The organism is uncultured Parabacteroides sp. (assembly GCF_902493135.1).
GTDB lineage: Bacteria > Bacteroidota > Bacteroidia > Bacteroidales > Tannerellaceae > Parabacteroides.
Map to the genome: position 1 here is coordinate 38,125 of NZ_CABUOD010000015.1, position 25,849 is coordinate 63,973.

20 protein-coding genes and 1 pseudogene are annotated in these 25,849 nt (G+C 47.9%); 13 read left to right on the plus strand and 8 right to left on the minus strand.

From position 1 onward, the window contains the following. The first annotated feature begins 7 nt into the window (after positions 1 to 7). The 5 genes from leuC (at position 8) to leuB (ending at position 5,326) form a co-directional block, all read left to right on the plus strand. The gene (leuC, locus tag RDN79_RS08830) at positions 8 to 1,402 is read left to right on the plus strand and encodes a 3-isopropylmalate dehydratase large subunit (protein ID WP_298549864.1); all 1,395 of its coding nucleotides are present in this window, start codon (positions 8 to 10) and stop codon (positions 1,400 to 1,402) included. Between the two features lie 73 nt (positions 1,403 to 1,475). After that, entirely contained in the window at positions 1,476 to 2,072 is a 597-nt protein-coding gene (gene leuD, locus RDN79_RS08835) for a 3-isopropylmalate dehydratase small subunit (protein ID WP_298549865.1), read from the plus strand. Between the two features lie 103 nt (positions 2,073 to 2,175). Continuing rightward, positions 2,176 to 3,684 (plus strand): alpha-isopropylmalate synthase regulatory domain-containing protein, encoded by a 1,509-nt coding sequence (locus tag RDN79_RS08840; RefSeq protein WP_298549866.1) that lies wholly within the window; start codon positions 2,176 to 2,178, stop codon positions 3,682 to 3,684. A gap of 119 nt (positions 3,685 to 3,803) precedes the next feature. After that, entirely contained in the window at positions 3,804 to 4,247 is a 444-nt protein-coding gene (locus RDN79_RS08845) for a methylglyoxal synthase (protein WP_008149824.1), read from the plus strand. Positions 4,248 to 4,264: 17 nt separating this feature from the next. Then, positions 4,265 to 5,326 (plus strand): 3-isopropylmalate dehydrogenase, encoded by a 1,062-nt coding sequence (gene leuB / locus RDN79_RS08850; protein WP_298549867.1) that lies wholly within the window; start codon positions 4,265 to 4,267, stop codon positions 5,324 to 5,326. Positions 5,327 to 5,414: 88 nt separating this feature from the next. Here the strand turns inward: leuB and RDN79_RS08855 are convergent, their stop codons facing one another. Together RDN79_RS08855 and RDN79_RS08860 are read right to left on the minus strand one after the other, a co-directional pair. Continuing rightward, positions 5,415 to 6,488 (minus strand): acyltransferase, encoded by a 1,074-nt coding sequence (locus RDN79_RS08855; RefSeq protein ID WP_298549868.1) that lies wholly within the window; start codon positions 6,486 to 6,488, stop codon positions 5,415 to 5,417. Between the two features lie 43 nt (positions 6,489 to 6,531). Beyond that, positions 6,532 to 7,356 (minus strand): tetratricopeptide repeat protein, encoded by an 825-nt coding sequence (locus tag RDN79_RS08860; protein ID WP_298549869.1) that lies wholly within the window; start codon positions 7,354 to 7,356, stop codon positions 6,532 to 6,534. A 220-nt stretch (positions 7,357 to 7,576) separates the two neighbouring features. Between RDN79_RS08860 and RDN79_RS08865 the strand changes: the two genes are divergently transcribed. After that, positions 7,577 to 8,359 (plus strand): mechanosensitive ion channel family protein, encoded by a 783-nt coding sequence (locus RDN79_RS08865; RefSeq protein ID WP_298549874.1) that lies wholly within the window; start codon positions 7,577 to 7,579, stop codon positions 8,357 to 8,359. A gap of 366 nt (positions 8,360 to 8,725) precedes the next feature. Then, positions 8,726 to 11,233 (plus strand): DUF6383 domain-containing protein, encoded by a 2,508-nt coding sequence (locus RDN79_RS08870; protein ID WP_298549870.1) that lies wholly within the window; start codon positions 8,726 to 8,728, stop codon positions 11,231 to 11,233. Between the two features lie 160 nt (positions 11,234 to 11,393). Here the strand turns inward: RDN79_RS08870 and RDN79_RS08875 are convergent, their stop codons facing one another. Beyond that, positions 11,394 to 12,224 (minus strand): hypothetical protein, encoded by an 831-nt coding sequence (locus RDN79_RS08875; protein ID WP_298549871.1) that lies wholly within the window; start codon positions 12,222 to 12,224, stop codon positions 11,394 to 11,396. 578 nt (positions 12,225 to 12,802) lie between these two features. Here RDN79_RS08875 and RDN79_RS08880 point away from each other — a divergent pair. Beyond that, positions 12,803 to 14,233, plus strand: a complete 1,431-nt coding sequence (locus tag RDN79_RS08880; RefSeq protein WP_298552936.1) for a CCA tRNA nucleotidyltransferase — start codon at positions 12,803 to 12,805, stop codon at positions 14,231 to 14,233. Positions 14,234 to 14,294: 61 nt separating this feature from the next. Next, the gene (locus RDN79_RS08885) at positions 14,295 to 14,732 is read left to right on the plus strand and encodes a DUF6078 family protein (protein ID WP_298552937.1); all 438 of its coding nucleotides are present in this window, start codon (positions 14,295 to 14,297) and stop codon (positions 14,730 to 14,732) included. Between the two features lie 231 nt (positions 14,733 to 14,963). Here the strand turns inward: RDN79_RS08885 and RDN79_RS08890 are convergent, their stop codons facing one another. The 3 genes and pseudogenes from RDN79_RS08890 to RDN79_RS08900 form a co-directional block, all read right to left on the minus strand. After that, positions 14,964 to 15,218 carry a hypothetical protein gene (locus RDN79_RS08890; RefSeq protein WP_298552938.1) on the minus strand — a complete coding sequence of 85 codons (255 nt, stop codon included), beginning with the start codon at positions 15,216 to 15,218 and terminating at the stop codon, positions 14,964 to 14,966. A gap of 356 nt (positions 15,219 to 15,574) precedes the next feature. After that, positions 15,575 to 15,697: pseudogene (locus RDN79_RS08895) on the minus strand (AraC family transcriptional regulator); the annotation flags it as partial. A gap of 4 nt (positions 15,698 to 15,701) precedes the next feature. Beyond that, complete coding sequence (locus tag RDN79_RS08900; RefSeq protein WP_298552939.1) at positions 15,702 to 17,918, minus strand: bifunctional (p)ppGpp synthetase/guanosine-3',5'-bis(diphosphate) 3'-pyrophosphohydrolase; 2,217 nt, start codon at positions 17,916 to 17,918, stop codon at positions 15,702 to 15,704. 174 nt (positions 17,919 to 18,092) lie between these two features. Between RDN79_RS08900 and RDN79_RS08905 the strand changes: the two genes are divergently transcribed. Further along, on the plus strand, positions 18,093 to 19,613 hold the full coding sequence (locus tag RDN79_RS08905; RefSeq protein WP_298552940.1) for a DUF4301 family protein: 1,521 nt from the start codon (positions 18,093 to 18,095) through the stop codon (positions 19,611 to 19,613). Between the two features lie 57 nt (positions 19,614 to 19,670). Here the strand turns inward: RDN79_RS08905 and RDN79_RS08910 are convergent, their stop codons facing one another. Both RDN79_RS08910 and RDN79_RS08915 read right to left on the minus strand, forming a co-directional pair. Continuing rightward, complete coding sequence (locus RDN79_RS08910; protein WP_298552941.1) at positions 19,671 to 20,507, minus strand: aldo/keto reductase; 837 nt, start codon at positions 20,505 to 20,507, stop codon at positions 19,671 to 19,673. 317 nt (positions 20,508 to 20,824) lie between these two features. Beyond that, complete coding sequence (locus RDN79_RS08915) at positions 20,825 to 22,138, minus strand: Gfo/Idh/MocA family protein (protein WP_298552942.1); 1,314 nt, start codon at positions 22,136 to 22,138, stop codon at positions 20,825 to 20,827. A 175-nt stretch (positions 22,139 to 22,313) separates the two neighbouring features. On the opposite strand from RDN79_RS08915, the gene RDN79_RS08920 reads away from it, so the two are divergent. From RDN79_RS08920 to RDN79_RS08930, 3 genes are all read left to right on the plus strand, one after another. Then, a complete protein-coding gene (locus tag RDN79_RS08920; protein ID WP_298552944.1) occupies positions 22,314 to 23,426 on the plus strand; it encodes a PCMD domain-containing protein in 1,113 nt (370 codons plus the stop codon). Between the two features lie 13 nt (positions 23,427 to 23,439). Then, the gene (locus tag RDN79_RS08925; protein ID WP_298552945.1) at positions 23,440 to 24,231 is read left to right on the plus strand and encodes a porin family protein; all 792 of its coding nucleotides are present in this window, start codon (positions 23,440 to 23,442) and stop codon (positions 24,229 to 24,231) included. 170 nt (positions 24,232 to 24,401) lie between these two features. Continuing rightward, positions 24,402 to 25,754 (plus strand): Gfo/Idh/MocA family protein, encoded by a 1,353-nt coding sequence (locus tag RDN79_RS08930; RefSeq protein WP_298552946.1) that lies wholly within the window; start codon positions 24,402 to 24,404, stop codon positions 25,752 to 25,754. The last annotated feature ends 95 nt before the right edge of the window (positions 25,755 to 25,849 follow it).

Sequence of the window (25,849 nt, forward strand, 5' to 3'; positions counted from 1 at the left end):
ATCAAATATGAATACATTATTCGATAAAATCTGGGATTCCCACGTGGTAGCGAAAATCGAAGAGGGACCCACACAGCTTTACATCGACAGGTTGTACTGTCATGAGGTGACCAGTCCGCAGGCTTTTGCCGGTATGCGCGCACGTGGTTTGAAACCGCTCCGTCCGGAACGTATCTATTGCATGCCGGACCATAACACGCCGACACACGATCAGGATAAACCGATCGAAGATCCTGTCTCGAAGAACCAGGTCGATACGTTAGCAAAGAATGCTGCCGATTTCGGTCTGACTCATTATGGGATGATGGATGAACGGAACGGCATCATCCATGTGGTAGGACCCGAACGCGGTCTGACCTTGCCGGGAATGACTATCGTTTGCGGCGACTCGCATACTTCCACGCACGGAGCGGTCGGGGCCGTTGCCTTCGGTATCGGAACCAGCGAAGTGGAGATGGTGATGGCTTCGCAGTGCATCTTGCAGGCAAAACCGAAAACCATGCGCATCCGTGTGGAAGGCAATTTGGGAAAAGGAGTGACGGCAAAGGATGTCGCTCTCTATATCATGTCGAAGGTGACGACCAGCGGCGCCACCGGCTATTTCATCGAATATGGAGGTTCGGCGATCCGCAGCCTGACGATGGAAGGCCGCCTGACCTTGTGCAACCTCTCTATCGAAATGGGGGCGCGCGGCGGGATGATCGCTCCCGACGAAACAACCTTTGCTTATCTCAAGGGACGTGAAAACGCTCCGGTGGGTGAAGAATGGGAAAAGGCGGTTGCCTATTGGAAAACGCTGAAGAGCGGTGACGATGCCGTGTTTGACAAAGAGATTTTGTTTGATGCTGCCGATATCGAACCGATGGTAACGTATGGAACCAATCCGGGTATGGGAATGGGGGTCACCGGACATATCCCGACTGCCGAGGGCATGAACGAAGTGGAGAAAGTCTCTTTTATGAAATCAATGGGGTATATGGGCTTCGAACCGGGTGAATCATTGCTGGGTAAGAAGATCGACTATGTTTTCTTGGGCTCTTGCACCAATGGCCGTATCGAGGACTTCCGCGCTTTCGCTTCCATTGTAAAGGGACGGAAGAAAGCCGGTCATGTGATTGCCTGGCTGGTTCCCGGTTCCTGGATGGTAGACGCGCAGATCCGCGAAGAAGGGTTGGACAAGATATTTGAAGAAGCCGGTTTCCGGTTGCGTCAACCGGGATGTTCGGCTTGTCTGGCGATGAACGATGACAAGATCCCGGCAGGGAAATATGCCGTTTCGACAAGCAACCGTAACTTCGAAGGACGCCAGGGACCGGGCGCACGCACGATCCTCGCCGGACCGTTGGTTGCCGCCGCTGCCGCCGTAACGGGCGAGATTACCGATCCGCGGACATTCTTATGAAGAAAGGGTGTGTAACGTTACACACGGTGTCAGTGTGAAATCAAATATTTAAACGATAAAATCAGATAAAGAGATGAAACAGAAATTCAACATCATAACATCTACTTGCGTCCCCCTTCCTCTGGAGAATGTGGATACGGACCAGATCATTCCTGCCCGCTTCCTGAAAGCAACCGACAAGAAAGGTTTCGGCGAAAACCTCTTCCGGGACTGGCGGTATGACAAGCAAGGTAACAAAATCGAATCGTTTGTCTTGAACGACCCGACCTATAGCGGTCAGATACTGGTGGCAGGAAAGAACTTCGGTTCGGGTTCCAGCCGCGAGCATGCTGCGTGGGCGATTGCCGATTACGGGTTCCGTGTGGTTGTCAGCAGCTTCTTTGCCGACATCCACAAAAACAACGAGCTGAATAACTTCGTCCTTCCGGTTGTCGTAAGCGAACCGTTCCTGGCCGAGCTTTTCGACTCTATCTATGCCGATCCTGCAACAGAAGTCGAAGTCAACCTGCCCGCCCAAACCATCACCAACAAGGCCACGGGCAAGAGCGAGCACTTCGACATCAACGCCTACAAAAAAGACTGTCTGGTAAACGGTCTCGATGACATCGACTACTTGTTATCCAACAAAGCAAAGATCGAAGCGTTTGAAACATTGAGAGATAAGTATTAACAAGGGGCACAGATGACACAGATTAGACGAAAGTAAATCTGCGTTCATCTGTCCAATCTGTGTCATCTGTGTCCCATACTAATAGAAACAAGAATTTATAATTATGCTCGAAATAATGGATACCACCCTGCGCGACGGGGAACAGACATCGGGGGTTTCTTTTGCGGCGCATGAGAAGCTGAGTATTGCACAAGCATTGCTCGACTTGGGTGTGAACCGTCTGGAGATAGCTTCAGCGCGTGTCTCGGACGGCGAGTTTGAGGCCGTGAAGCGTGTGGCTTCCTGGGCGGAACGTACCGGAAACCTGCAAAAGCTCGAAGTGCTCGGCTTTGTAGATGGCAACGTCTCGCTCGACTGGATCGAAGCAGCCGGATGCCGTGTGGTAAACCTGCTCTGCAAAGGTTCTTACAAGCATGTGACGGAACAGCTTCGTAAGACTCCCGAACAGCATTTTGCCGATATACGTTCCGTCATCAACCTGGCGACCGAACGGGGGATCGCCGTGAACGTCTATCTGGAAGACTGGTCGAACGGTATCAAGAACTCGCCTGAATATGTCTTTCAGGCAGTCGATTCGCTCCGCGACCTGCCGATCCGGCGTTTCATGTTGCCCGATACGCTCGGCATCCTGAACCCCGGCAACACCTACGAGTATTGTAAGGAAATGGTTACGCGCTATCCGGACCTGAAGTTCGATTTCCATGCCCATAACGACTACGACCTGGCGGTAGCCAATGTCTACTCCGCTGTCCGTGCCGGCATAGAAGGACTTCATACCACGTTGAACGGATTGGGGGAACGTGCCGGGAATGCCCCGCTAAGCAGTGTGCTTGCCGTGCTGAAAGACCAGTTGGGAGTGGAGACGACGCTCAGGGAGGAGCGGATCAATTACGCCAGCCGTCTGGTGGAAACCTTCTCCGGCGTTCATATCCCGCCCAACAAACCGATTATCGGGGAACATGTCTTTACGCAATGCGCCGGCGTCCATGCGGACGGCGACAGCAAAAACAATCTGTATTGTAATGACTTGCTGCCCGAACGTTTCGGCCGTGTCCGCGAATATGCCCTCGGCAAGACTTCCGGCAAGGCGAATATCCGCAAGAACCTCGAATCGTTGGGAATCGATATCGACGAAAATTCCATGCGCAAGGTTACCGAGCGGATTATCGAACTGGGGGATAAGAAAGAAATGGTTACGACGGAAGATCTCCCGTATATCATCAGCGATGTGCTTCATCACGATACGATGGCCGACCAGCGCATCCGCATCCTGAATTATTCCCTGTCTTTGGCGCAGGGACTGAAACCGGTCGCCACCCTGAAGATAGAGATCAACGGCGAAGCCTACCAGGAGTCGGCTTCCGGCGACGGACAATACGATGCCTTCGTACGTGCCCTGCGGAAGATATATACCGATCTGGGACGTCCTTTCCCGATGCTGACCAACTACTCCGTTTCCATACCGCCCGGCGGACGGACCGATGCCTTTGTACAGACCATCATCAGCTGGAATTATGCGGGAGTGGACTTTAAAACCCGTGGTCTCGATGCTGACCAGACAGAAGCTGCCATCAAGGCGACACTGAAAATGTTGAACAAGATAGAACAATAATAATGTACCGATGAATTGATATGACGGTTATGCGATGAACCAATTCCTGTTTACGCAGGTTTCTTTTATAGGATAATTCACATATCAAGGATTTGGCTAATTAATAAATTATTGAAGTTATGAAGAAGTTAACAATCGCGCTTGTTGCGCACGACAACCGGAAGGCTGACATGGTAGAATGGGCTGTTCACAATGCTGAATTTCTGTCCCATCATCACATTGTATGTACCGGAACAACCGGAAATCTGGTTCGGAAGGCAATGGAAGAAAAAGGTGTCCCGGCGGATATCGCCTGCATGCATTCCGGCCCGCTGGGTGGAGATGCCGAAATTGCAGCGATGGTCGTACGGAAGGAAATAGACCTTGCCGTATTCCTGATCGACGACCTGAACCCGCAGCCGCACGAGGCCGATATCCAAATGTTGCTTCGCCAGTGCCGTGTCCATAACGTGCCTATCGCTTGTAACCGGTATAGTGCCGACCTGATGATCACAAGTACGCTGTGGGATGATGAAAACTATGTCCCGACAGAACCTAAATACGTCTATTTTAAAAGAGAATAATAACATATCAAACGAATATGAAATTGAATATTGCTGTACTTCCCGGTGACGGGATCGGTCCTGAAATCTCTGCACAAGGTGTGGATGTGATGAGTGCCGTTTGTAAGAAATTCGGACATGAAGTCCGTTATGAGTATGCTCTTTGCGGGGCCGATGCTATCGACAAGGTGGGAGACCCTTTCCCCGAAGAAACGTACCGGATTTGTAAAGAAGCGGATGCCGTCCTCTTCTCTGCCGTAGGCGATCCGAAGTTCGACAACGATCCGACAGCCAAGGTGCGCCCTGAACAGGGATTGCTGGCTATGCGTAAGAAACTGGGGCTGTTTGCGAATATCCGGCCCGTACAAACCTTCAAGTGCCTGCTGCATAAATCACCGCTTCGTGCCGACTTGGTGGACGGTGCGGATTTCCTGTGCATCCGTGAACTGACGGGAGGCATGTATTTCGGGGAAAAATATCAGGATAACGATAAGGCGTACGATACCAATATGTACACACGCCCTGAGATCGAGCGCATCTTGAAAGTCGGTTTCGAATACGCCATGAAACGGAAGAAACATCTGACGGTGGTCGACAAGGCGAATGTCCTGGCTTCTTCGCGTCTGTGGCGCCAGATCGCTCAAGAGATGGCTCCTTCTTATCCGGAAGTTCAGACCGACTACATGTATGTCGACAATGCGGCCATGCGTATGATCCAGGAACCCAAATTCTTTGATGTCATGGTGACGGAGAATACGTTTGGCGATATCCTTACGGATGAAGGCTCTTGCATCAGCGGTTCGATGGGCTTGCTCCCTTCCGCTTCGACGGGCGAGAGCACTCCTGTATTCGAACCGATTCATGGCTCATGGCCACAGGCTAAAGGATTGAATATCGCCAACCCGTTGGCACAGATTCTTTCGGTTGCCATGCTGTTCGAGTATTTTGGTTGCAAGGCGGAAGGCGCTTTGATCCGCGAGGCAGTGAATGCTTCTCTGGACGCTAATGTCCGTACCCCTGAAATCCAGGTGGAAGGCGGTGCGAAATATGGCACGAAAGAGGTCGGTGCATGGATTGTCGATTATATAGAGAACAATTGATAATTAACAATTGACAATTGACAATTTAGCTTCTCGCTGCTCAAATCGGCTGAAAGTAATTGTCAATTGTCAATTCCCCATTGTCCGATTATCCGATTATGTATTTGCTCTTCGGCAGATAGGAGAGGGCTTTGATTACTAAATAAGAAGTAATGAAAGTACAGATTGCGATTACCGGAATTTTGATCATGGCGCTGTCGGACAGATTGTTCAACAGGTCATAAAACAGATTCAGCAACATGATATGTACAAGGTAAATCCCGTAGCTCTTGATCGATATATCCGTAACCAGCTTTCCACAGGAAGAATCCGGGTTCTTGATCCGGATATTCTTGACCAACAGGAAAATACTCGTTGCCACCATTGCCACGTTGATAGTTTCGTATCCCCACGTGATTTCCAGCTGCGGGACATATTCGGCTGTCGATAACCGTTCGTGGAAGCCGTACCAGGTGATGAAATAGCCCACTGCCAATAAAGCGATGCCGACCGGAAGGTTCCAGCTTTTCGGTTCCGAAGCATATGTCCGCAGGTAATAAGCCAATACCATATATCCCAGCAACCCGGAGAAATAGTATAACATCGGAGTCCCGTTCCAGAAACATTCCCCTAATATATCCGGAAATACCAGATGGATATAAGGCACGCACAGAGTAAAGGCCCATATCCCAAGATATAGCTCGATGCTCTTTCGCGAAGCTGTTTTTAACCAGGGCGAAATGATAGGAGCGAAGAGATACAGTCCCATCAGCATATAGACGTACCAGAGATGTCCCACTTGTGTCCCGAAGTTTACCGGGATTTTGAGGATATTCATGCAAGCGGTAGCAAAGTCCGCCTGCCCCCGGAAGAACTGATAGAAAGAGTAAGCGATGCACCAGAATATAAAAGGTATGACTACACGCGTGAAGCGTTTGCGGAAGAATTGTGCCGGCTCGTCTTTTACCGGGAGAAGGAAATATCCGGTCAGCATCACGAACAGAGGAACAGCCGAGCGGCAGACCGAGTTGTAAAGGTCTACCCAAAAAGCATTCTCCCCTTTTATCACGTCCCCGATCGGGCCGATATAATAAAACTCTCCGGTGTGTACCTGGATTACCATGTAGCAGGCCAGTACCCGCAGTACATCGAGCGCAAAATTGCGTTTAGTGTCTTTCTGCATAATGAGTAAGATGATTTAAGTATGTTAGAAAATATTTGTTTGTTTACTGTTGGGCGAGTTTCATCAATTCCTTGATTACCTCCTTATTATATCCCATCGATTCGGCTTTCTTGAAATCGAGGGCGGCTCGTTCTTTTTCGTATTGTGCCAGCTTGATCTTGCCTCTCAGCACATAGAGGTTGGCGGTCGGTTCGCTTTCGGTAAAGACCTTTTCTATATCCGCCATTGCCCGTGCATTCTTTCCCATCATGAAATACAAGTCTGCCCGTCCTTCGTAAAGGACCCAGTCGCGGGGCATTTCGCTGATCAGGTAGTTGAATATCCGCTCGCTTTCGTCATAGTTCCCGCGCATCTTTTCCAGGATGGCATGGCCGAGGCGTCCGCGTACGGATTTCTCGTTTACTTCCAGGATCTTGTCGAAGTCCTGTTCCGCCCACATATAATTTTGTAGTTGTATATAGAGCAGTCCGCGGCAATAAAGCGCCTCCTGATGTTCCGGATCTTCTATCAAGAGCGTGTTATAATCGTTCAATGCTTTCTCGGTTTCTCCCAGTTCGGTGTAAAGGGAAGCCCGGTTTTCGAGAATGGTGATATTCTTGGTGTGGCCGCTTAGCGCGGAAGTGTAGGAGATGAGTGCGTCTTGCAGTTTCCCTTGCCGGCGTTGTATCGTTCCGAGGTTCGTGAGCAGGGCATAGTTCAGCGGGTTAGCCGATTCTTTGCGCATGGCCGCTTTCAGGCTCTCCTCTGCGGATGCCAAGTCGCCTTTATCTACGAAGTCGTAGCTTTTCTCTATTAATTCTTCGTATGATTGTGCAAAGCTGTTTCCTATAAACAGGAACAAACCTATAATAATCAAGAAAGTCCTCATTCTCTATCGTTTATATCTGTTATTTGACCGTTTGCAAAACTACATAATAAAATCGGTTCTTTATTCGAATAAAAAAACTTTATACCTTTGCTACAATTTCTAATACTTTTAGAAGGAATGCTTGTTATGTAATTAATATGAATTTCCATAAATATGAATAATTATGATAGTAGCAGCAATTGACTTTTCACATGGGTTGGAAGGTATTTTGAATTCCCTGATGACGCAAGGGGCGGCATTGGGATGGACGCTTATCAAGGCGTTTTTGGTTTTTATAGTCGGGCGTCTCCTGATTAACTTGGTGAATAAACTGATAAAACGGGTTTTGCTGAAACGTGACATCGAGCCTTCGGTAAAGACATTTGTCGGAAGTTTGGTAAATGTTGTCCTGACTATTTTATTGATCATCTCGGTTGTGGGTGCGCTGGGTGTACAAACAACTTCGTTTGCCGCTCTTCTTGCTTCCGCCGGTGTCGCTGTCGGTATGGCGTTGAGCGGGAACTTGGCGAACTTTGCGGGCGGATTGATCATTCTTTTGTTCAAGCCTTTCAAAGTCGGTGACTATGTAGAGGCGCAGGGCACAGGCGGTACGGTGAAGGAAATCCAGATTTTCCACACGATCTTGGCGACGCCCGACAATAAGATGGTGTATATCCCGAACGGCTCGCTCAGCAGCGGAGCGGTTACGAACTTCAGCCGGCAGGCTACCCGCCGCGTGGATTGGACGTTCGGTGTCGATTATGGCGAGGATTATGATAAGGTAAAGGCGGTGATCGAAACGATCCTTGCCCGTGACTCCCGCATTCTGGTTGATCCGGCTCCTTTCATCGCCTTGCATGCGTTGGCCGACAGCAGTGTGAATATTGTTGTCCGTGTATGGGTGGAAAGTCCGAATTATTGGGATGTTTATTTCGGCATCAATCAGGCGGTTTATGCAACATTCAATGAAAAATGCATCAACTTCCCGTTCCCGCAACTCACTGTACATCGGGCTGATAACTGATTTGTCCTGAAAAGAAAAGGGTTCGTTCAATAATCGGCAGGTTTTGTAAGGAGTCCTTTTGAAGGATAGAACTTTGAACAAAAAGATTTATCTTTGTCAATCATTATAATAATTAACAAAGAAAATATAAGTATAAGATATTAAGAACTTTATTTCATTACTTTAGTATTATTATTTGATTATAAGAGAAAATGATTCCCGGCTCGTCACTTCGGTGGCGGGCCTTTTTTATTATGGCACGGATAATGGCGTTTTTGTACATTATGCCCGGATGTAAGTATCTTTTATAGTTGATTATAATTTTGTGAAACTGAACTTTTCTATCTTTGCCCTTGTTAAAGGATTGAATAATTAAACATTTTGCATATGAATAAAAAATTTACACTTTTGGCTGCGGCCTTGATGACGGTAGGAACTTTTACTGCGGCAAGTGCGGCAGATAATGTTCCGAGTGAAGATTGGACTGTCGGTAATTATTATTACTTAGTCGATGGAAATAATTATCTGTCTTTGGACGGAAATAAAGCTGATTCGGTAGTAGTGAAAGAAATCACTTCGTTTGAGAAAGTAGATAAAGCTGCTCGTGATTCTGCATTGTGGGAAATTACGGGAATAAATGAAACAGCAGGTACAGTTTATCAATTTAAAAACAAAAAGACAAATGCTATTTTGTCTTTTGCTGATTCTTTGAATGCCGCTCCTGTTTTACGTCCGGGTATTGATAAATGGAAGTTTGATAATGGCATTTTAAGTGCTTCATTGGGTGATGATAAAGGAACGATGAAGTTAGCTTTGAAAGAAGGTGGTCTTGTTTTTACTGGAGGAACAGATCTGAAGTTGACTGTAACTAAGCCTGACACAATGACAATGACCCCGCAGGATCTTGGTGATGGTTTCAGTACTTTTCAGTTGACATTCGGAGATCAATATGAAGGAAATATCTTTACAGGTGAAGACTTGATTGCTAATTCTGTTGGAGATAAAGGCTTTATGACTTTACAAGTAAAAGGAAATGAAGCATATCCGAATGGAGTTAAGAAGTTTTTAGGTGTTGATACACTTAAAACAACAATTAATAATCAAGAGAACGTATTTGGTGCAGGATTTGCTTTGGATTCAACACGTAAAGTTTTGCGTCCGAATGAACGTTGTCAACATTTTAAGTTTGTTGTCAATTTACAGAATGATTCTTTGGCAATGTTTGTTGCTGGAGCTCCTGACGTAAATGGAGATTTGGAACTTGTGGACGATACGGTTCGCGTTGTTTATGCTCAAACAGGTAGTACTAAGGTCTTAACGGTTTCTGAATTTAATGCGGATGCTCAGCCTTTGCAAGGTAAACTGCCTTTAATTAAAGTTTCAAAGGGAACTCCCGTTACAATCCCGACCGGTACAGGCGTTTACTTCTTGCAGAAGGTAAGTGAAGGTGCTGATAATGGTAAATATTACGTGACTAAAAATACCTTTATGGGAGGCGACAGTGTTCCTTCTGTTAATTTGGCAAGAGGCCAGTGGTACATTAAAGAAAATAACGGTAAATATTCTGTTGTCGACCGTCAATCAAATTCTGAGATGATCTTAAATCAGGAAGTATTTGCTGTGCAAGGAAAAGAAAACACATATTTGTTTGGTGCTGATTCTGTGAAAGTTTCTTGGCAGGCTGTTAATTTGAACGACAAGTATTTAGGTTCTCTCTACTTCACTGAAGACGAATTGAATGCTAACGGTTATGTCTTGAACTTGGTTTCTGGAACAACAGGAGTAAGTAACATTTATGCTTATACTACCGATTCTATCCTGAAAGGTAAGGTAGGTGATGCTAAAGATGCTGCAATCTTTAAACTGATTCCGAGCGATACACTTCCTGCCGGTGGTGCAACGACATTGGGAGATGAGCTTTTTGTTATTTCTTATAAGCTGAAAGGTTTGTTTAACAGCGATACGATAACCGCTCAATCAGATAGTTTGAAATTTTCTAAATCGGAGTCCGCTTTATCATTTAAGTTCATTTCTGACGCTACTGCTGAAAAGTACGCGATGTTGACTGCTGATAATCATTATGTAGGTATGAATGTCAATACCTCTTGTGTACAGTTGTCTGATAAAGCAGCTTATGTAAACCTTGAAGCCGTTGACGCACCCGAATATGCTTCATTTGCAAGTGCTCACAAACGTTTGGCCTATAACAACAATGCTTTAGTGATGAATCCGCTGAACTTCTTTGCTGAAATGAAAGATGAAGGCAATCCGATTACAAAGGCAAATTACGAAGCTGATAACTTTAGCTTGTGGGTTGAACAAGACACGGTCATCGCTGGTAAACAATTGTATTTTATTTCTTCTGGCGTTGTGAATGGTGGTAAAGCTGAAGCAAACATTCGCTATTACTTAGCAGCTAAAGATACAACAAGAACAGGTATTGAGGCTACTACTTATGCAATGTTCATCTCTCATGATTCAATCAAGACAATGAAGGACAGCCCTGCTCTCTTCGCATTCAAGACTGCGGAAGAAGGCGGTTATTATCTGGAAAATCAGAGTCAGTTGAAGGCTACGGATGGCAAGCCTTATGTCGGTGTTGTGAACGGCTTCGCCGTAATGCAGGCTACTCCGAGTGCCGCATTCGAAGTACAGACCGCTTCCGCTCCGACAGCCAACGAGGAAATGAATGTTTCTGAGATCAAGGTGATCAGCAATGACGGACAGGTGATCGTGACGAATGCCTCCGGCAGAATGATTACATTGTCTAATATCTTGGGACAGACAATCGGTGTTCGCCGGGCAAGTTCTGAATACTTCTCAATGCCTGCTGCATCCGGTATCGTATTGGTAACAGTCGAAGGTGATACTACCTACAAAGTGATTGTGAAATAAGAGTTTATAACTCGTGAAAAAGAACCAGGTTCGCGAATGACGCGGATAAGACGGATAATCGCGGATTATTTTATTGATTGAATAAAGATCCGCGATTATCCGTTCAATCCGCGTTATCCGCGAACCTGGTTCTTTTTATTGAGTAAAGGTAGCAGAAGACTTACTTCTCGCCTGAAAGTTTCTTTTCCAAATAAGCCAGCTTCTTAATGGCTTTTTCCTTCTCTTTCGTCAGTTTTTCGATGTCGCTTAATACGACAGCCAGTTCATAGGTCGAGGCGATCGCTTTCTTGTCCGCATCGGCAATGTAGAGGATATAAGGCTTGCCGCCCGTATATTCAACCTTGATGCGCTCCCCTTTGTTATCAAAAATGAACTTGACGGCATCTTCGCATTTCTCTCCTTGATAGGTCACGACTTCGGTTGTATTCCCCAAGTCCTTGAAATGGTAGTTCAGGCCACCGTCGTAAGGGATGGCAGGCGTTTCGGCGAAAAGGCCGTCCTGTGTGCTCAGCTTGATGCCGGTATGGTTGATTGGCTTGCCTCCGAAATAAACACTTGCCAGGTACATCTCGCCTTTCTCGTTTACGCCGGAACGGATGTAGCAACGCTGGATGTTGCGTTCGATAGTCTGCTGCTTGGAGACATAATTGCCGATTTCGTTATAGGCGGAATCCTTTTCGAAGTTAAAACCTTTCTTCAACCCTTCCAGTTCCTGCTGCTTGACAGGGATCAGGCTGTCGCAGAAGGCCAAATTGCGTTCCGCTTCCTTTTGTTCCACCTGGCGCATCAGTGTCAGACCTTCCCGGATCACCTTGAACTCTTTCGGGTACAGGATGCGGATGCTGTCTATCTCACTTTTGGCGGCAAAGAACTCATTCCGTTCAAACATGTTCCGGGCATTGTCCAGCCTTGCCTGTGCATTCTTCTCGTCATTGCTGCAACCGGCCAGTGCCACGGCTGCAAGTGCTATACAGATTGCTGACTTTTTCATTATGATACTTGTTTAATTGTCTATTCCTTATTATTCGCTTGCAAAGATATTGGAAAAAGAGAGAATTAGTATCCCCGCAAGAATTTAATTATCTTTGCGTGTCTGTTACTTTTGGCTTGATCCAAAAGTAACCAAAAGATCAAGGCCGAACCTGCTTCGCTACTCCGTTCCCTTCGTTCGCTGTCGCGTCTGAAACTCGCTTCGCTCAGACAGCAGACGCCCCGGACGCTCACTGCGGTCTCTGCGCTTAACGCTCACCAGCTTAGGCCGGAGATAGAGCCTGGCGGCTCTTTGGGGATGGCCGATACCGGCAGTTCTTCTGCGGGATCGCAAAGAAGCAGGCGGCATCGGCCATCCCAAAAGAAAGCGTAGCTTTCTAAGAAAGGCCTAAGCGGACAGGCGTCAAGCGGAGGGGAAAGGCGGAGCGGCAGGAGCCTGCGTTGTTTGAGCGAAGCGAGTTTCGCAGGCGACAGCGTAGCCTTTGCCCGGAGTAGCCTGGACGGTTCAGCCTTGATCTTTTGGTTACTTTTGGATCAAGCCAAAAGTAACAGATAAATTTGTTGATAAACAATATATATATGTATATAGAACAAGAAGACATATTAAAACATATTTCGGCGAAGCCGTTCCATTTGATTTCCGAAGCAGCGGATGAGTTGGGAGTGGAGGCATACGTGATAGGCGGTTATGTGCGGGATATCTTTCTGCATCGTCCTTCCAAAGATATCGATGTCGTTGCCGTCGGGAGCGGCATCGAACTGGCGAAAGCCGTTGCCCGGAGGTTGGGCCGGAGAGCTTGCCTGTCCGTCTTCAAGAACTTCGGTACGGCGCAGGTGAAGGCCGGTGACCTGGAACTGGAGTTTGTCGGCGCCCGCAAGGAATCCTACACGCATGACAGCCGCAAGCCGGTTGTCGAAGACGGGACACTCGAAGACGACCAGAACCGCCGCGACTTTACGATCAACGCCTTGGCGCTTTGCCTGAATAAGGACCGGTACGGCGAACTGGTCGATCCCTTCGACGGCTTGACCGACATGGACAACTTGCTGATCCGTACGCCGCTCGATCCGGATATTACGTTTAGCGATGATCCGTTGCGCATGATGCGTGCCGTCCGCTTTGCCAGCCAGTTGGGGTTCTTTATCGATCCCGACACTTTCGATGCGATCGAACGGAACAAGGAGCGCATCTCGATCATCTCGAAAGAGCGTATCGTGGATGAGTTGAACAAGATCGTCCTCTCGCCGAAACCCTCTGTCGGCTTCGACCTGCTGGACCGTTGCGGCCTGTTGCCTCTGATCTTCCCCGAACTTTGCGCCCTGAAAGGTGTGGAGACGAAGGAAGGGATCGGGCATAAGGATAACTTCGCCCATACCTTGATGGTGCTCGACCGCCTGAGCAAGACCACTGACAACCTGTGGCTGCGCTGGAGCGCCCTTTTCCATGACATAGCCAAGCCGGCGACGAAACGTTTTGACCCGCGCCTGGGCTGGACGTTCCACAATCATAATTTCATCGGCGAGAAGATGATTCCCGGTATCTTCCGCAAGATGAAGCTGCCGATGAACGAGAAGATGAAATATGTCCAGAAGATGGTCAGCCTGCACATGCGCCCGATCGCCTTGTCGGACGATGAGGTGACGGATTCGGCCATCCGCCGCCTGCTGTTTGATGCGGGCGACGATATAGACGACCTGATGAAACTTTGCGAGGCGGATATCACGAGCAAGAACCCCGAAAAGGTGCGGCGCTTCCTGAATAACTTCCGGAAAGTCCGCAGTAAGCTTGCCGATATAGAAGAGAAAGACCGCGTGCGCAACTTCCAGCCGCCTGTGACGGGAGAGGAGATCATGGAAACATTCGGGCTTCCCCCTTCCCAGCCGGTCGGTGTCCTGAAAGATGCCATCAAGAACGCCATCCTCGACGGCGTGATCCCGAACGAACATGAGGCCGCCCGCGCCTTTATGCTCCAACGGGCGGAGAAGATGGGGCTGAAACCGGTTGTCTGATTCTGCCTGTCCAAGCTTTGATAGTCGTTTGAACCTTTATAATCGTAAAAAGAAAAAATAAATGGAACCTGAATTTAATTACCAGTCAGCGCCTTATGATTATGCTCATTGTTTTAACGGGCAATGTGCGTGTGCCGGCAAATGTCTTCGCCATATGTTGGCCGCCCTGATTCCGGCGGATCGGAATTATGTTGCTGTCGTGAATCCGAATAAGGTAGGTTCGGATGGGAAGTCCTGTCCTTTTTTCCGGGAAAAGAGATTGATGCGTTTCGCTGTCGGCATGTCGCATTTGTATGATAATCTGACTTACCGGGATGCAACTGCCGTCAAACGTCCGATTTATAGCCACTTCGGACGGAGTACGTATTATCGGATGCGGAACGGCGAACGGCCCATTACCCCGGAAGAACAGGTGTTTATTAAAAACATATTCCGGACGTATGGGATTACATCCGAACCTGTGTTTGACGCCTATAGGGACGATTATGACTGGGAATAGCATATCGTGATATTCTCCTGCCTGTGAGAAACTATTCTCCTGCCTATGAGAAAACTTTCTCACGCGCATGAGAATAAATTCTCACCGCCATGAGAAACTTTTCTCACTGGCGTGGGGAAGGGTGAGAAAAAGCAACGATCTTTTCGTAGAATCGCAGGGGCGTCGTGAGTGTTTTCATGGCAACACATATCAATAATAACACGAACTATCAGTTATAAAGGATTGAAATAATTACAATCCCGACAAATCTACTTTGTAGCGGGTCGGAGCCGTATTGTTCTTTTCGAGAAACATCGCCATATAGACGGGAGCATAAATGATTTTACCGGCTACCCGTAAATTGTCATTATTGAATACCACAGCCTCTGACAAATCGTATTCATTGCAATCCATGATATTGGACAAGGCGCGGTGCGTTTCGTAGTCTTTGCCCGACTTCACTTCGATGGGCAAGACTTTGCCTTCTAATTCGATAACGAAATCCAACTCGCCCCGCTTCGAGGGACTCTATAAAATTGATTTCGACAAAACTCTTGAACGTCTTGCCAAACTCACGAATCGAATAGGTCTTACCGATTTGTCGTGCGCCGGTGATAAGCAACGCATTACGAGTGGTCTCGTAATAATGCTTGATATAATTGTCTATCTTTCTCTTTAGCATAATTTTCTCTTGTTGATTCGATTATAAGAGGCGACGGAATTAATACGCCGCTTTTCCATTGTAAAAATAAAGCGTTTTTGCCGCTTTTCCAAGATTGATGTCCGCGAATCTGCCGTTTTTCTTTTTAGTTGTTTACATGCTTGTAGCATCCCTTCCCGATCGTGACCGGCTGGCCGTAGTCGATGTAGAGCGGCGGCAGTACCTTCAGTTGCAGCAACTCCTCTGTCGGCTGGATGTTCGAGTCGAAGTAGGGAATCATGGATTCGGACAGGCTCACGATATCGGGGCGGTTGGACGGCAACTTGTTATCAGGAGTTCAGCCTTTCGACCGTCTTTACCCCTTTCACCGCATTGATCTTCTTGGTCAGCATGTTCAAGGCCGTCGTGTCGCGCACCATCACCGTGAAGTTTCCCTGGAAGATCCCGTCTACCGAGTCGATGTTCAGGGAGCGGAGCGTGACGCCCGTTTCCTTGCTGATGACGGAGGTGATATTGGTGACGATCGCGATGTCGTCACGGCCGATGACCCGGAGCGTGACGATATACCCGTTGTCCCCCTTGCCGCTCCATTTGGCCTGGATGATGCGGTAGCCGAAACGGCTGAACATCTCCTGCGCGTTCGGGCAGTCCATACGGTGGATCTTGATGCCTTGCGTGGAGACGAAACCGAACACCTCGTCCCCGTAGATCGGGTTGCAGCACTTCGCCAACTTATACTCGATGCCCGTCAGGTTCTTGTCGATCACCAGCACGTCTTTGTTCGTCGCGATCTCTTCCGCCTCGGTTGTCGTGATATATTCCTCGGCGCTGCGGACTTCGGTGTGTTCGTTTGTTTCCGTTTCCCGGCGTACCTGCTCCAGGTATTCGTCGATCACCTGGTTCGGGTCGAGGCGTTCCTCGGCGATCTCGACGTAGAAGTCGGTGACGGTCTTGAACCCTTTCTTCTTGATGTAACGCATCAGGATCGGTTCCTCCATCTCGATCTTCCGGTTCTTGAAGCGGCGTTGCAACATCTCTTTGGCAAAGTCCACCGCCTTGGCCGTCTCTTCGCGGAGCGCCTGTTTGATCTTGACCCGCGCTTTGGAGGTGACGACGATGTTCAGCCAGTCTCGCTTGGGCGTCTGGGTGGGAGCGGTGACGATCGAAACCGTGTCGCCGTTGTTCAGGGTATATTTAATAGGTACATTCTTCTCGTTCACCTTTGCCGAGACGCATTTGCATCCTAACTTGGTATGGATCGCGAAAGCAAAGTCGAGCACGGTCGCCCCTTTGGCCAGCTTGATCAGTTCGCCTGTCGGGGTGAAGACATAGATCTCGTCTTTGTACAGATCCATCTTGAAGTCCTGCATCAGGTCGAGCGGGTTGTTCTCTTTCGTTTCCAGGGCGGCGCGTACGGTGTTCAGGAATTCGTCCAGCCCGCTTTCCGCTTTTCCCCCTTTATATTTCCAGTGGGCGGCGAGTCCCCGTTCGGCGATCTCGTCCATGCGGCGGGTGCGGATCTGCACTTCCACCCATTTGTTCTGCGGTCCCATCACGGTGATATGCAGGCTTTCGTAACCGTTCGTCTTCGGGATGGAGATCCAGTCCTTCATGCGCTTCGGGTTCGGCTGGTACATATCCGTGATGATCGAGTAGACCTGCCAGCAGTCCGAACGTTCCTTCTCATACGGCGTGTCGAGGATGATGCGGATGGCAAACAAGTCGTATATGTCTTCGAACGGGATGTTCTGTTTCTTCAGCTTGTTGTTGATGGAGTGGATGGACTTCGTGCGCCCCTTGATGTCGAAGCGGAGTCCGGCGTCTTCCAGCTTGCTTTTGATGGGTGCGATGAACTCGGCGATGTAGGCGTCGCGCGAACGTTTCGTCTCGTTCAGTTTCCGTTTGATGAAGTCGTACTGCCTGCGGTCGGTATATTTCAGCGACAAGTCTTCCAGCTCGCTCTTGATCGTGTACAATCCGAGGCGGTGGGCAAGCGGGGCGTACAGGTAGGAAACTTCCGTCGCCAGCCGTTTCCGGTCTTCGTCGTTCTTCAGGTGTTTGCCGAGGCGCATCAGGCAAAGGCGGTCGGCGATCATGATCAGGATCACGCGCACATCTTCGGCAAACGAGAATAGCAGCTTATGGAAGTTCTCGGAGTCGACAGCCGTATTGCGGGCGTAAAGGTCCGAAGTCTTCAGCAGGCGGCTGATGATCAGGGTGACATCCGCGTCGAATGTGTCTTTCACTTCATCCAGCGTGATGATCTTTTTCATGACCGGGCGGTAGAGCAGGAGAGCGATGACCGACGTGCGCTTCAATCCGATTTCCGTAGTGGCGATCAATGCCGTGTCGATATTGCGGAGCAGGCCGTTGATGCCGTTTCTGTCTCGTCCGTAACAATCCAAAGCCACCACCCGCTTCATCAGTTCCTTCATCTTACCCAGATCTTCCTTCTTCAGGAAAGAGTACAGATGGCGTAATAATTGCTTGTACTTGGAGAAAAATTGTTTTTTCTCCTCTTCGGTAAAGAACGGTTGTATATCCATAGTCGTCTGTTTTTTTACTGCCTCTTTGTGGGCTGTCCGTAAAACATACCGTAAAAGTAAGTTTTTCTGCGAATATCAGTGCATTTCTAATGGTATTTTTATACATTTGCGATATACATAGGCCGGCAGGCCCTTGTTGCGTGTCTGATTATTAACTTATTAAAAAGATATACTATGCTAAACGCAAAAGACTTAGAGTTACTGGCGGCTAAAGGGATCAGCGAAAAGCAGATTGAAGAACAATTGGCTTGTTTCGTGAAAGGGTTTCCTTTTCTGGAAATTACGGCTTCGGCCTCGGTTGAGAGAGGGGTTATGGTGATCCCGCAGGAAAAACAGGCTACTTATATGGATGCCTGGGATGCTTACCTGGCAAAGAATAAGAAGATTGTGAAGTTCGTGCCGGCTTCGGGCGCGGCAAGCCGTATGTTCAAGAACCTGTATGAGTTCCTGTCTGCCGGTTATGACGAACCTCAGAATGCGTTTGAGAAGAAGTTCTTCGACGACATTACGAAGTTTGCCTTCTATGATGCCTTGAACCGGGCTTGCGTCGAGAATGAAGCGAAAGATATTCCGGCGTTGGTTGCTCTCGGACAGTATAAGGCGGTTGTCGCCAACCTGCTGGAACCGAAAGGGCTGAACTACGGACAGCTTCCGAAAGGTCTGTTGCTTTTCCATTCTTATCCGAAGACTGCCCGCACGGCGATGGAAGAACATCTGGCCGAAGGTGCGATGTATGCGAAGAACAATGCCGGTGAAGTGAATATACATTTCACGGTGTCGCCCGAACATAAGGCGTTGTTCGAACAGCTGGTTGCCGCAAAGGCGGGAGTCTATGAAGAGAAATTCTCTGTCAAATACGATATTTCTTTCAGCGTCCAGAAACCGAGTACCGATACGATTGCTGCCGATATGGAAAACAATCCGTTCCGCGACAAGAACGGCAATCTCTTGTTCCGTCCGGGCGGTCACGGCGCTTTGATCGAAAACCTGAACGATGTGGATGCCGATGTGGTGTTTGTCAAGAACATCGATAATGTGGTTCCGGACAGTTTCAAGTGTTCGACCGTTATCTTCAAGAAGGTGATCGCCGGCGTGCTGGTCTCTTTGCAGGAACGTATCTTCAAGTATCTGGAACTGATCGACAGCGGCAAGTATTCGCACGACCAGGTGGAAGAGATGATTCATTTCCTGCAGGAAGACCTGTGTGTGAAGAACCCGGAAATGAAGTTGTTGGAAGATGCCGAGTTGATTCTTTATATTAAGAGTAAGTTGAACCGCCCGTTGCGTGTCTGCGGTATGGTGAAGAATGTCGGCGAACCGGGCGGTGGGCCGTTCCTCGCTGTCAACCCGGACGGAACTGTCTCTTTGCAGATTCTCGAAAGCTCGCAGATCGATTTGAAGGATCCCGAAAAGAAGGCGATGTTCGAAAAGGGCACGCACTTCAATCCTGTGGATCTGGTTTGCGCGTTGAAGAACTATAAAGGCGAGAAGTTCAATTTGCCGGACTATGTGGACAAGAACACCGGTTTTATCTCCTATAAGAGCAAGGACGGCCGCGAACTGAAAGCGTTGGAATTGCCCGGTTTGTGGAACGGTGCGATGAGTGACTGGAATACGATCTTTGTCGAGGTGCCTATCGAAACCTTCAACCCGGTTAAGACGGTGAACGATTTGCTGCGCCAGGAACATCAATAAAACAGTAAAAAAGAGGTGTCAAACTGCCCTGTTCCCGCGTTTGACACCTCTTTTTGTTTATAAATTGATCAGGAAATTGACAAATTCCGGATCGTAGTGTGAGAAGAACAGGCTTTCTGCTTTGTCGAGTTGGGCAATTTCTTCCATTTCTTTTGCAGACAAAGTGAAGTCGAACACATTGATATTCTCTATCATCCGCTCTTTATGGGTCGATTTAGGAATGACAATCACTCCTCGCTGGATGAGAAAGCGCAATGCTACCTGAGCCACGGATTTGTTGTGCTGTTCGCCGATCGCTTTCAATACTTCATTAGTGAAGAAATTATTTCTTCCTTCGGCAAACGGTCCCCACGACATGAGTCGTGTGCCTTCTTTCCTCATGATTTCCTGTAGTTTGACTTGCTGGTTGAAGACGTGTGTCTCCATCTGATTGACAGCCGGCTTGATCTCGCAGAACTTAGCCAGGTCTACAAAACGGTCGGCATAGAAGTTGCTGACACCGATGGCGCGGGCTTTTCCTGCTTTATAGGCTTCTTCCATAGCGCGGTAAGTCCCGTAGTAATCATTGAAAGGTTGATGAATGAGCAATAGGTCGACATAATCGCTTTGTAGTTTGCGCAACGACTCGTCGATCGATGCTTTTGCTCTTTTCTCCCCGGCGTTCGAGATCCAGACTTTTGTCGTGATGAACAACTCTTCACGTGGCACACCGCATTTCCGGATGGCATGGCCGACGCCTTCCTCATTGTAATAGGCTTGTGCCGTATCGATGGACCGATAACCTGCACGGATGGCATCCGACACGCAGCGTTCACACTCTTCAGGCGTCACCTGATAAACTCCGTAACCTAAAATCGGCATTTCAACGCCGTTGTTTAATTTTACTGTTTCCATACTCGTCTTTTTTATATGTTTTCTTTGATCCTGACTTATAAACAGGGAGCGTATGCCCTTTTGTTTTCAGTTTTGTCGGATATTGCAAAGATAGGGAGTCAGAAGTGTTATGCTTTCATACAAATTACGGATTATCCTACCCGAATTACTGTTTGGCTGGTCAAAATGGTTCAAAAAAGGAGGTATGTCAAAACAAAATCCTGCTCACGATTAGCCATAATTTAGGCACGGATTGTTTATCCGTGTAAATCCGTGCCTGAAAGATCATGTTAAAGGTGTTTTGGCACACCTTCCATATCGTTTGGTTGAACTTCCGTTTAGATTTTCGGAAGTTCCCAGGGAGCCCGGTATTCCTTGCATAAGTATTTGTCGGCTTCCGCGTCGTTGAAGCTCTTACCGTCCCAAGTCAGTTTTTTGCCTGTCCGGTAGGCGATGTTACCCAATTGGGAGAATTTGGCGATATGGGCGCCGATCTCGATGCTGGCATTACAGTTGCGGTTGCGCGACTTGATGCATTCCAGATGGTTCTTCACGTGCAGGTTCAATCCGCCTTCGCCGTAGGCTTTCTTCAAAGGAACGGCTTCCATGCGGGCTTTGCCGTTCACCTTTTCGGGGATTACTTCCCAGCCGCCGCGGTCGACAACCAATGTCCCGTTTTCTCCGACAAATCCGAGGCCGTGATTGCGTCCGTAAGCTCCGTCGTCGATACCGATCGCATGGTCCCACATGACCGTGAAGTCGTCGAATGTATAAATCGTCTGCAACAGGTCCGGCGTTTCGCAGGCGTCATCCGGATATCCGAATTTGCCGCCCGAAGCCATGATGGAGTTGGGGGCCGTTACGTTCATTCCATAGAGGGCATAGTCGAGCAGATGCACACCCCAGTCTGTCATCAGCCCGCCGGCATAATCCCAGAACCAGCGGAAGGTGAAATGGAAACGGTTACGGTTGAACGGACGTTGGGGAGCCGGGCCCAGCCACATGTCATAGTCGACTCCTGCAGGAACGGCTTCGTCCGGCTTGACCGGAATGGATGGACACCAACCTTGGTATGAGAAGACGCGGACGGTACGGATCTTGCCTAACTGCCCGCTGTGCACGAATGCCATGGCATCCTGCCAGTGCGGATCGCTGCGTTGCCATTGTCCTACCTGTACTACCCGGTTGTACTTTTCGGCGGCACGAACCATAATATTACATTCTTCAATGCTGTTGCCTAAGGGTTTTTCGCAGTAAACATCTTTACCAGCCTGGCAGGCGGCTACCATTTGCAGGCAGTGCCAGTGGTCGGGCGTGCCGACGATGACAACGTCGATATCTTTGTTGTCGATCAGTTTCCGCCAGTCTTTGTAAAGGTTTTTAACTTTTTTGCCCGTAATCTTTTCCGTTTCGGCAGCCCGTTTGTTCAGTACGCCTTCGTCGATATCCGACAGTGCGATACATTCTACTTCCGGATTTCGCAAGAATGCCTGCAAATCGGAAAATCCCATACCGTTGCAACCGATAAGGCCGACACGTATTTTGTCGTTCGCCCCTACATTTCCTGGTGTAGCGTTGATGAAGAAAGGACTCATGGAAAGTCCGGCGCCTAATAAGGTTGCTTGCCGGATAAAATCTCTGCGTGTTGTCATGGTCTTGTAAATTAGATATTAATAAGTTATTGAGCCAAATGTATGAATAAAAGGTGAGCGGTACAATAAAAACTGTGATAAAAATATAAATACGGCGGCTTTTTCCGAAAAGGAGCGTATTTTTGTATCCGGTTTGCTTTCAAGGGAAACTTATTATAAATAAAACAAACAAAAGATGAGAATAGCTTATTTGATCACATGGCTTTTGTTAAGTATCACGCTCACGTCGTGTATACAGGATGAAGCGCCTAATGCGGAAGCGGATATATTGACTTGTATAGTTCCCGCAGATATATTGAAAAGAGATCCGGTTATAGAGAATAATAAGGTGACGTTGATGGTAAAGGCGGATATTGACCTGACGCATCAGGCTCCGGAGTTTACGTTGACTCCCGGTGCGACTATTTCCCCTGCCAGCGGTACGGAACGGGACTTCACGACTCCACAGTACTACACGGTGACTTCACAGGATGGAAACTGGAAGAAAGAATACCAGGTGGCTTATCTTATCGCCGGAATCAGTACGGAATATCATTTTGAAGATGTGGATTCGGTAGTATCCAATATTTATACGTATGACGTGTTTTATGATGTGGCTACCAATGAACGCATCGATTGGGCGAGCGGCAACTCTGGTTTTGCTATAACAGGAGTTGGAACAAAAGATCCTGCCAGTTTTCCGACTTCTTCACTTAAAGACGGAAAGGTGGGAAAAGCTGTGAAACTTGAAACAAAATCCACGGGTGATTTTGGAGAGAAGGTGAAAATGCCCATTGCGGCAGGAAATCTGTTTATGGGGACATTTGATGTCTTGAGTGCTTTGACTAACGCGTTGAAAGCAACTCGTCTGGGAATGCCGTTCGAGCATGTTCCGACTTATATAAAAGGCTATTATAAATATAAAGCAGGAGATGTGTTTCAAGCAAATGGCAAACCGGTAGAGAACAAGAAGGATACATGGGATGTTTATGCGATCTTTTATGAAGTAACAGATAAGGTTCCTTATTTGGACGGGACTATCGTGGAAGGTAACTATACGCATCCGAATCTCGTCTCCGTTGCTTTGCTGGATGATAAAGACAGGAAAGAAACAGACGAGTGGACCGAATTCTATATTCCCTTTGTCATGAAACCCGGTAAGGTAATCGACCGTGAGAAATTAAAATCAGGAGGTTATAATGTCTCTATCGTCTTCTCTTCCAGTAAAGAAGGTAATTATTTCCGGGGTGCACCGGGAAGCACCTTGCTGATCGATGAGGTGGAACTGATTTATGCAGCCGACAATTAAAACGAAAAAAGAAATGGAGAAAAAGAGTATATCTGCTTATATATGTATGTTGGCCCTATCTTTGATAGCGCTTCCTGCCTTCGGACAGATGGACCGGAATCAGGGGATCATCAAGTCTGCTCTGCTCGGACTGGAGTATGAAGTGAAAGCCGGTTTTAATATCGGTGGAACGGCTCCTTTGCCTTTGCCGGTCGAAATTCGGGCAATTACCGGATATAATCCGACTTTGGCGCTGGCGATCGAAGGAAACGTGACGAAATGGTTCGATCAGGAACGCAAATGGGGAATGCGGATCGGGATCCGCCTTGATAATAAAAGTATGAAAACAGATGCCCGTGTTAAGAACTACGGCATGGAGATTATTGGTGATGGCGGGGAGATCGTAAAGGGAAACTGGACCGGATATGTAAAGACCGATGTCAATAATACATACCTGTCTTTTCCAGTTCTGGCCACTCATCAGTTTAATCGCCGTTTCAGTATGAACCTCGGTCCGTATTTTGCTTATATGTTGGAAGGTGATTTCTCAGGAAATGTCTATGACGGCTATTTACGTGAAGGAGATCCGACAGGAAGCAAAGTCATTTTTGAAGACGGGAAGAGTGCTTCGTATGATTTTTCTAAGAACCTTCGCCGTTTCCAATGGGGAGCGCAGTTAGGTGCCGAATGGCGTGCCTTTAAGCACTTGAATGTCTATGCAGACCTGACTTGGGGATTGAATGATATCTTCCGGAAAGATTTCAAAACGATTACTTTCGCCATGTATCCGATCTACCTGAACGTAGGTTTCGGTTACGTTTTCTAAGACAAACGTATTCTGATATATCGTTATGGCTTTCCTGATTCATAATTATGAAACGGGAAAGCCATAATTTTGTTATTAAACGACAACTTTTCCACAACAATTCGTTATTTCGATATTTATTAATATATTTGTCCGAATAATTTTTTAGTCCAATATATTTTTGAATTACCATGAAAGAAAACACTAAGAAGGGTGTAACCCGTCGAGAGTTTCTTGGCCTTTCCGCTCTTGGATTGGCAAGTTTGACTATCTTGCCCAGTTGGGCTGTAAATGGTGTGCGTATCGCACCGAGTGATCGTGTCGTTTTAGGCTTTGTCGGATTAGGACAGCAAGGCTTGTCCGACTTCAAGAGTTTCTCTACATGTCCCGGTGTGCAGGTTGCTGCCTGTTGTGACGTGGATTCCTTGAAACGGGAACGTTTCAAACGTCGCGCCGAAGCCTGGCAGAAGTCTCTGAATGTGGCTCCCCGCTGCGATATGTATGAATTCTATGAAGATTTGCTGGACCGTAAGGATATCGACGTGATTGAAGTGGCAACACCTGACCACTGGCACGCTTTGGTTGCTATCCATGCTTGCCAGAGTGGTAAGGATGTGTACTGCCAGAAGCCGTTGGCTTATACGATTACCGAAGGTTTGGCTGTCGCTCGTGCCGTACGCGATAATAATCGTGTTTTCCAGATCGGTAGCCAGCAGCGTTCGAGCAAGGAGTTCCAGGATGCAATCGCATTGGTCCGTGCCGGTAAGATCGGCCATATCGAAAAGATATATGCCCGTGTCGGCGAACCGCCCAAACCATTGGACTTGCCGGAAATGGATGTCCCCGGTAACCTGAATTTCAATCAGTGGATGGGACCGTTGAACGATCCGAAGATTCATTATCATCCCGATCTTTGTCCTCCTATCTCTCTTGAACCCGAACAGAACGAGAAGTTGTGGGGAGCATGGCGTTGGTACCAGGAAACCGGCAACGGATATACGGCCGATTGGGGGGCTCATATGTTTGATATTGCACAGGCTGCTATCGGTATGGATGGCTCCGGACCGGTAGAGTTTATCCCGAAAGGATATGAAGGCACAGAGTATGCGACGATGAAATATGCCAATGGCATCGTGATGACCGAACAACCTTACCGTGAGGACAATGCCAATGCGCAAGGCATCAAGTTTATCGGTGATAAGGGCTGGTTGAAAGTGGCTCGCGGCTATATCGAATGCTCCGATCCTTCCTTGTTGCCGAAAGAGGAAAAGAAGGTCGGGAAGGGAGAATATGAAGTAAGTTCTCCGCATATGCAGAACTTTATCGACTGTGTCCGTTCGCGTAAAAATCCGATTGCTCCGGTTGAAGTGGGTTGCAGTACGAATACGCTTTGCTGCTTGCAGAACATTGCCCGCGAACTGGGACGCCCTGTTCATTGGGACCCGGCCACCTTGAGTTTCAATGGTGATAAAGAAGCCGAATCGCATCGTTTGTATTGGTACGAATACAGGAACCCATACAAGCTGCCGTATTGTAACAAATAAGAAATATAAGAGGTAAAGGAAGGAGGTGTGTCAAAACTCCTTTATCACGATCTTTAAGGCACGGATTACACGGAAAGATAATAAATTTATCCGTG

What these genes read in the sequence shown, in the direction of transcription:
- leuC (WP_298549864.1), top strand. Translation starts at nt 8, where the DNA reads ATGAATACATTATTCGATAAAATCTGGGATTCCCACGTGGTAGCGAAA.
- leuD (WP_298549865.1), top strand. Translation starts at nt 1,476, where the DNA reads ATGAAACAGAAATTCAACATCATAACATCTACTTGCGTCCCCCTTCCT.
- RDN79_RS08840 (WP_298549866.1), top strand. Translation starts at nt 2,176, where the DNA reads ATGCTCGAAATAATGGATACCACCCTGCGCGACGGGGAACAGACATCG.
- RDN79_RS08845 (WP_008149824.1), top strand. Translation starts at nt 3,804, where the DNA reads ATGAAGAAGTTAACAATCGCGCTTGTTGCGCACGACAACCGGAAGGCT.
- leuB (WP_298549867.1), top strand. Translation starts at nt 4,265, where the DNA reads ATGAAATTGAATATTGCTGTACTTCCCGGTGACGGGATCGGTCCTGAA.
- RDN79_RS08855 (WP_298549868.1), bottom strand. Translation starts at nt 6,488, where the DNA reads ATGCAGAAAGACACTAAACGCAATTTTGCGCTCGATGTACTGCGGGTA.
- RDN79_RS08860 (WP_298549869.1), bottom strand. Translation starts at nt 7,356, where the DNA reads ATGAGGACTTTCTTGATTATTATAGGTTTGTTCCTGTTTATAGGAAAC.
- RDN79_RS08865 (WP_298549874.1), top strand. Translation starts at nt 7,577, where the DNA reads ATGACGCAAGGGGCGGCATTGGGATGGACGCTTATCAAGGCGTTTTTG.
- RDN79_RS08870 (WP_298549870.1), top strand. Translation starts at nt 8,726, where the DNA reads ATGAATAAAAAATTTACACTTTTGGCTGCGGCCTTGATGACGGTAGGA.
- RDN79_RS08875 (WP_298549871.1), bottom strand. Translation starts at nt 12,224, where the DNA reads ATGAAAAAGTCAGCAATCTGTATAGCACTTGCAGCCGTGGCACTGGCC.
- RDN79_RS08880 (WP_298552936.1), top strand. Translation starts at nt 12,803, where the DNA reads ATGTATATAGAACAAGAAGACATATTAAAACATATTTCGGCGAAGCCG.
- RDN79_RS08885 (WP_298552937.1), top strand. Translation starts at nt 14,295, where the DNA reads ATGGAACCTGAATTTAATTACCAGTCAGCGCCTTATGATTATGCTCAT.
- RDN79_RS08900 (WP_298552939.1), bottom strand. Translation starts at nt 17,918, where the DNA reads ATGGATATACAACCGTTCTTTACCGAAGAGGAGAAAAAACAATTTTTC.
- RDN79_RS08905 (WP_298552940.1), top strand. Translation starts at nt 18,093, where the DNA reads ATGCTAAACGCAAAAGACTTAGAGTTACTGGCGGCTAAAGGGATCAGC.
- RDN79_RS08910 (WP_298552941.1), bottom strand. Translation starts at nt 20,507, where the DNA reads ATGGAAACAGTAAAATTAAACAACGGCGTTGAAATGCCGATTTTAGGT.
- RDN79_RS08915 (WP_298552942.1), bottom strand. Translation starts at nt 22,138, where the DNA reads ATGACAACACGCAGAGATTTTATCCGGCAAGCAACCTTATTAGGCGCC.
- RDN79_RS08920 (WP_298552944.1), top strand. Translation starts at nt 22,314, where the DNA reads ATGAGAATAGCTTATTTGATCACATGGCTTTTGTTAAGTATCACGCTC.
- RDN79_RS08925 (WP_298552945.1), top strand. Translation starts at nt 23,440, where the DNA reads ATGGAGAAAAAGAGTATATCTGCTTATATATGTATGTTGGCCCTATCT.
- RDN79_RS08930 (WP_298552946.1), top strand. Translation starts at nt 24,402, where the DNA reads ATGAAAGAAAACACTAAGAAGGGTGTAACCCGTCGAGAGTTTCTTGGC.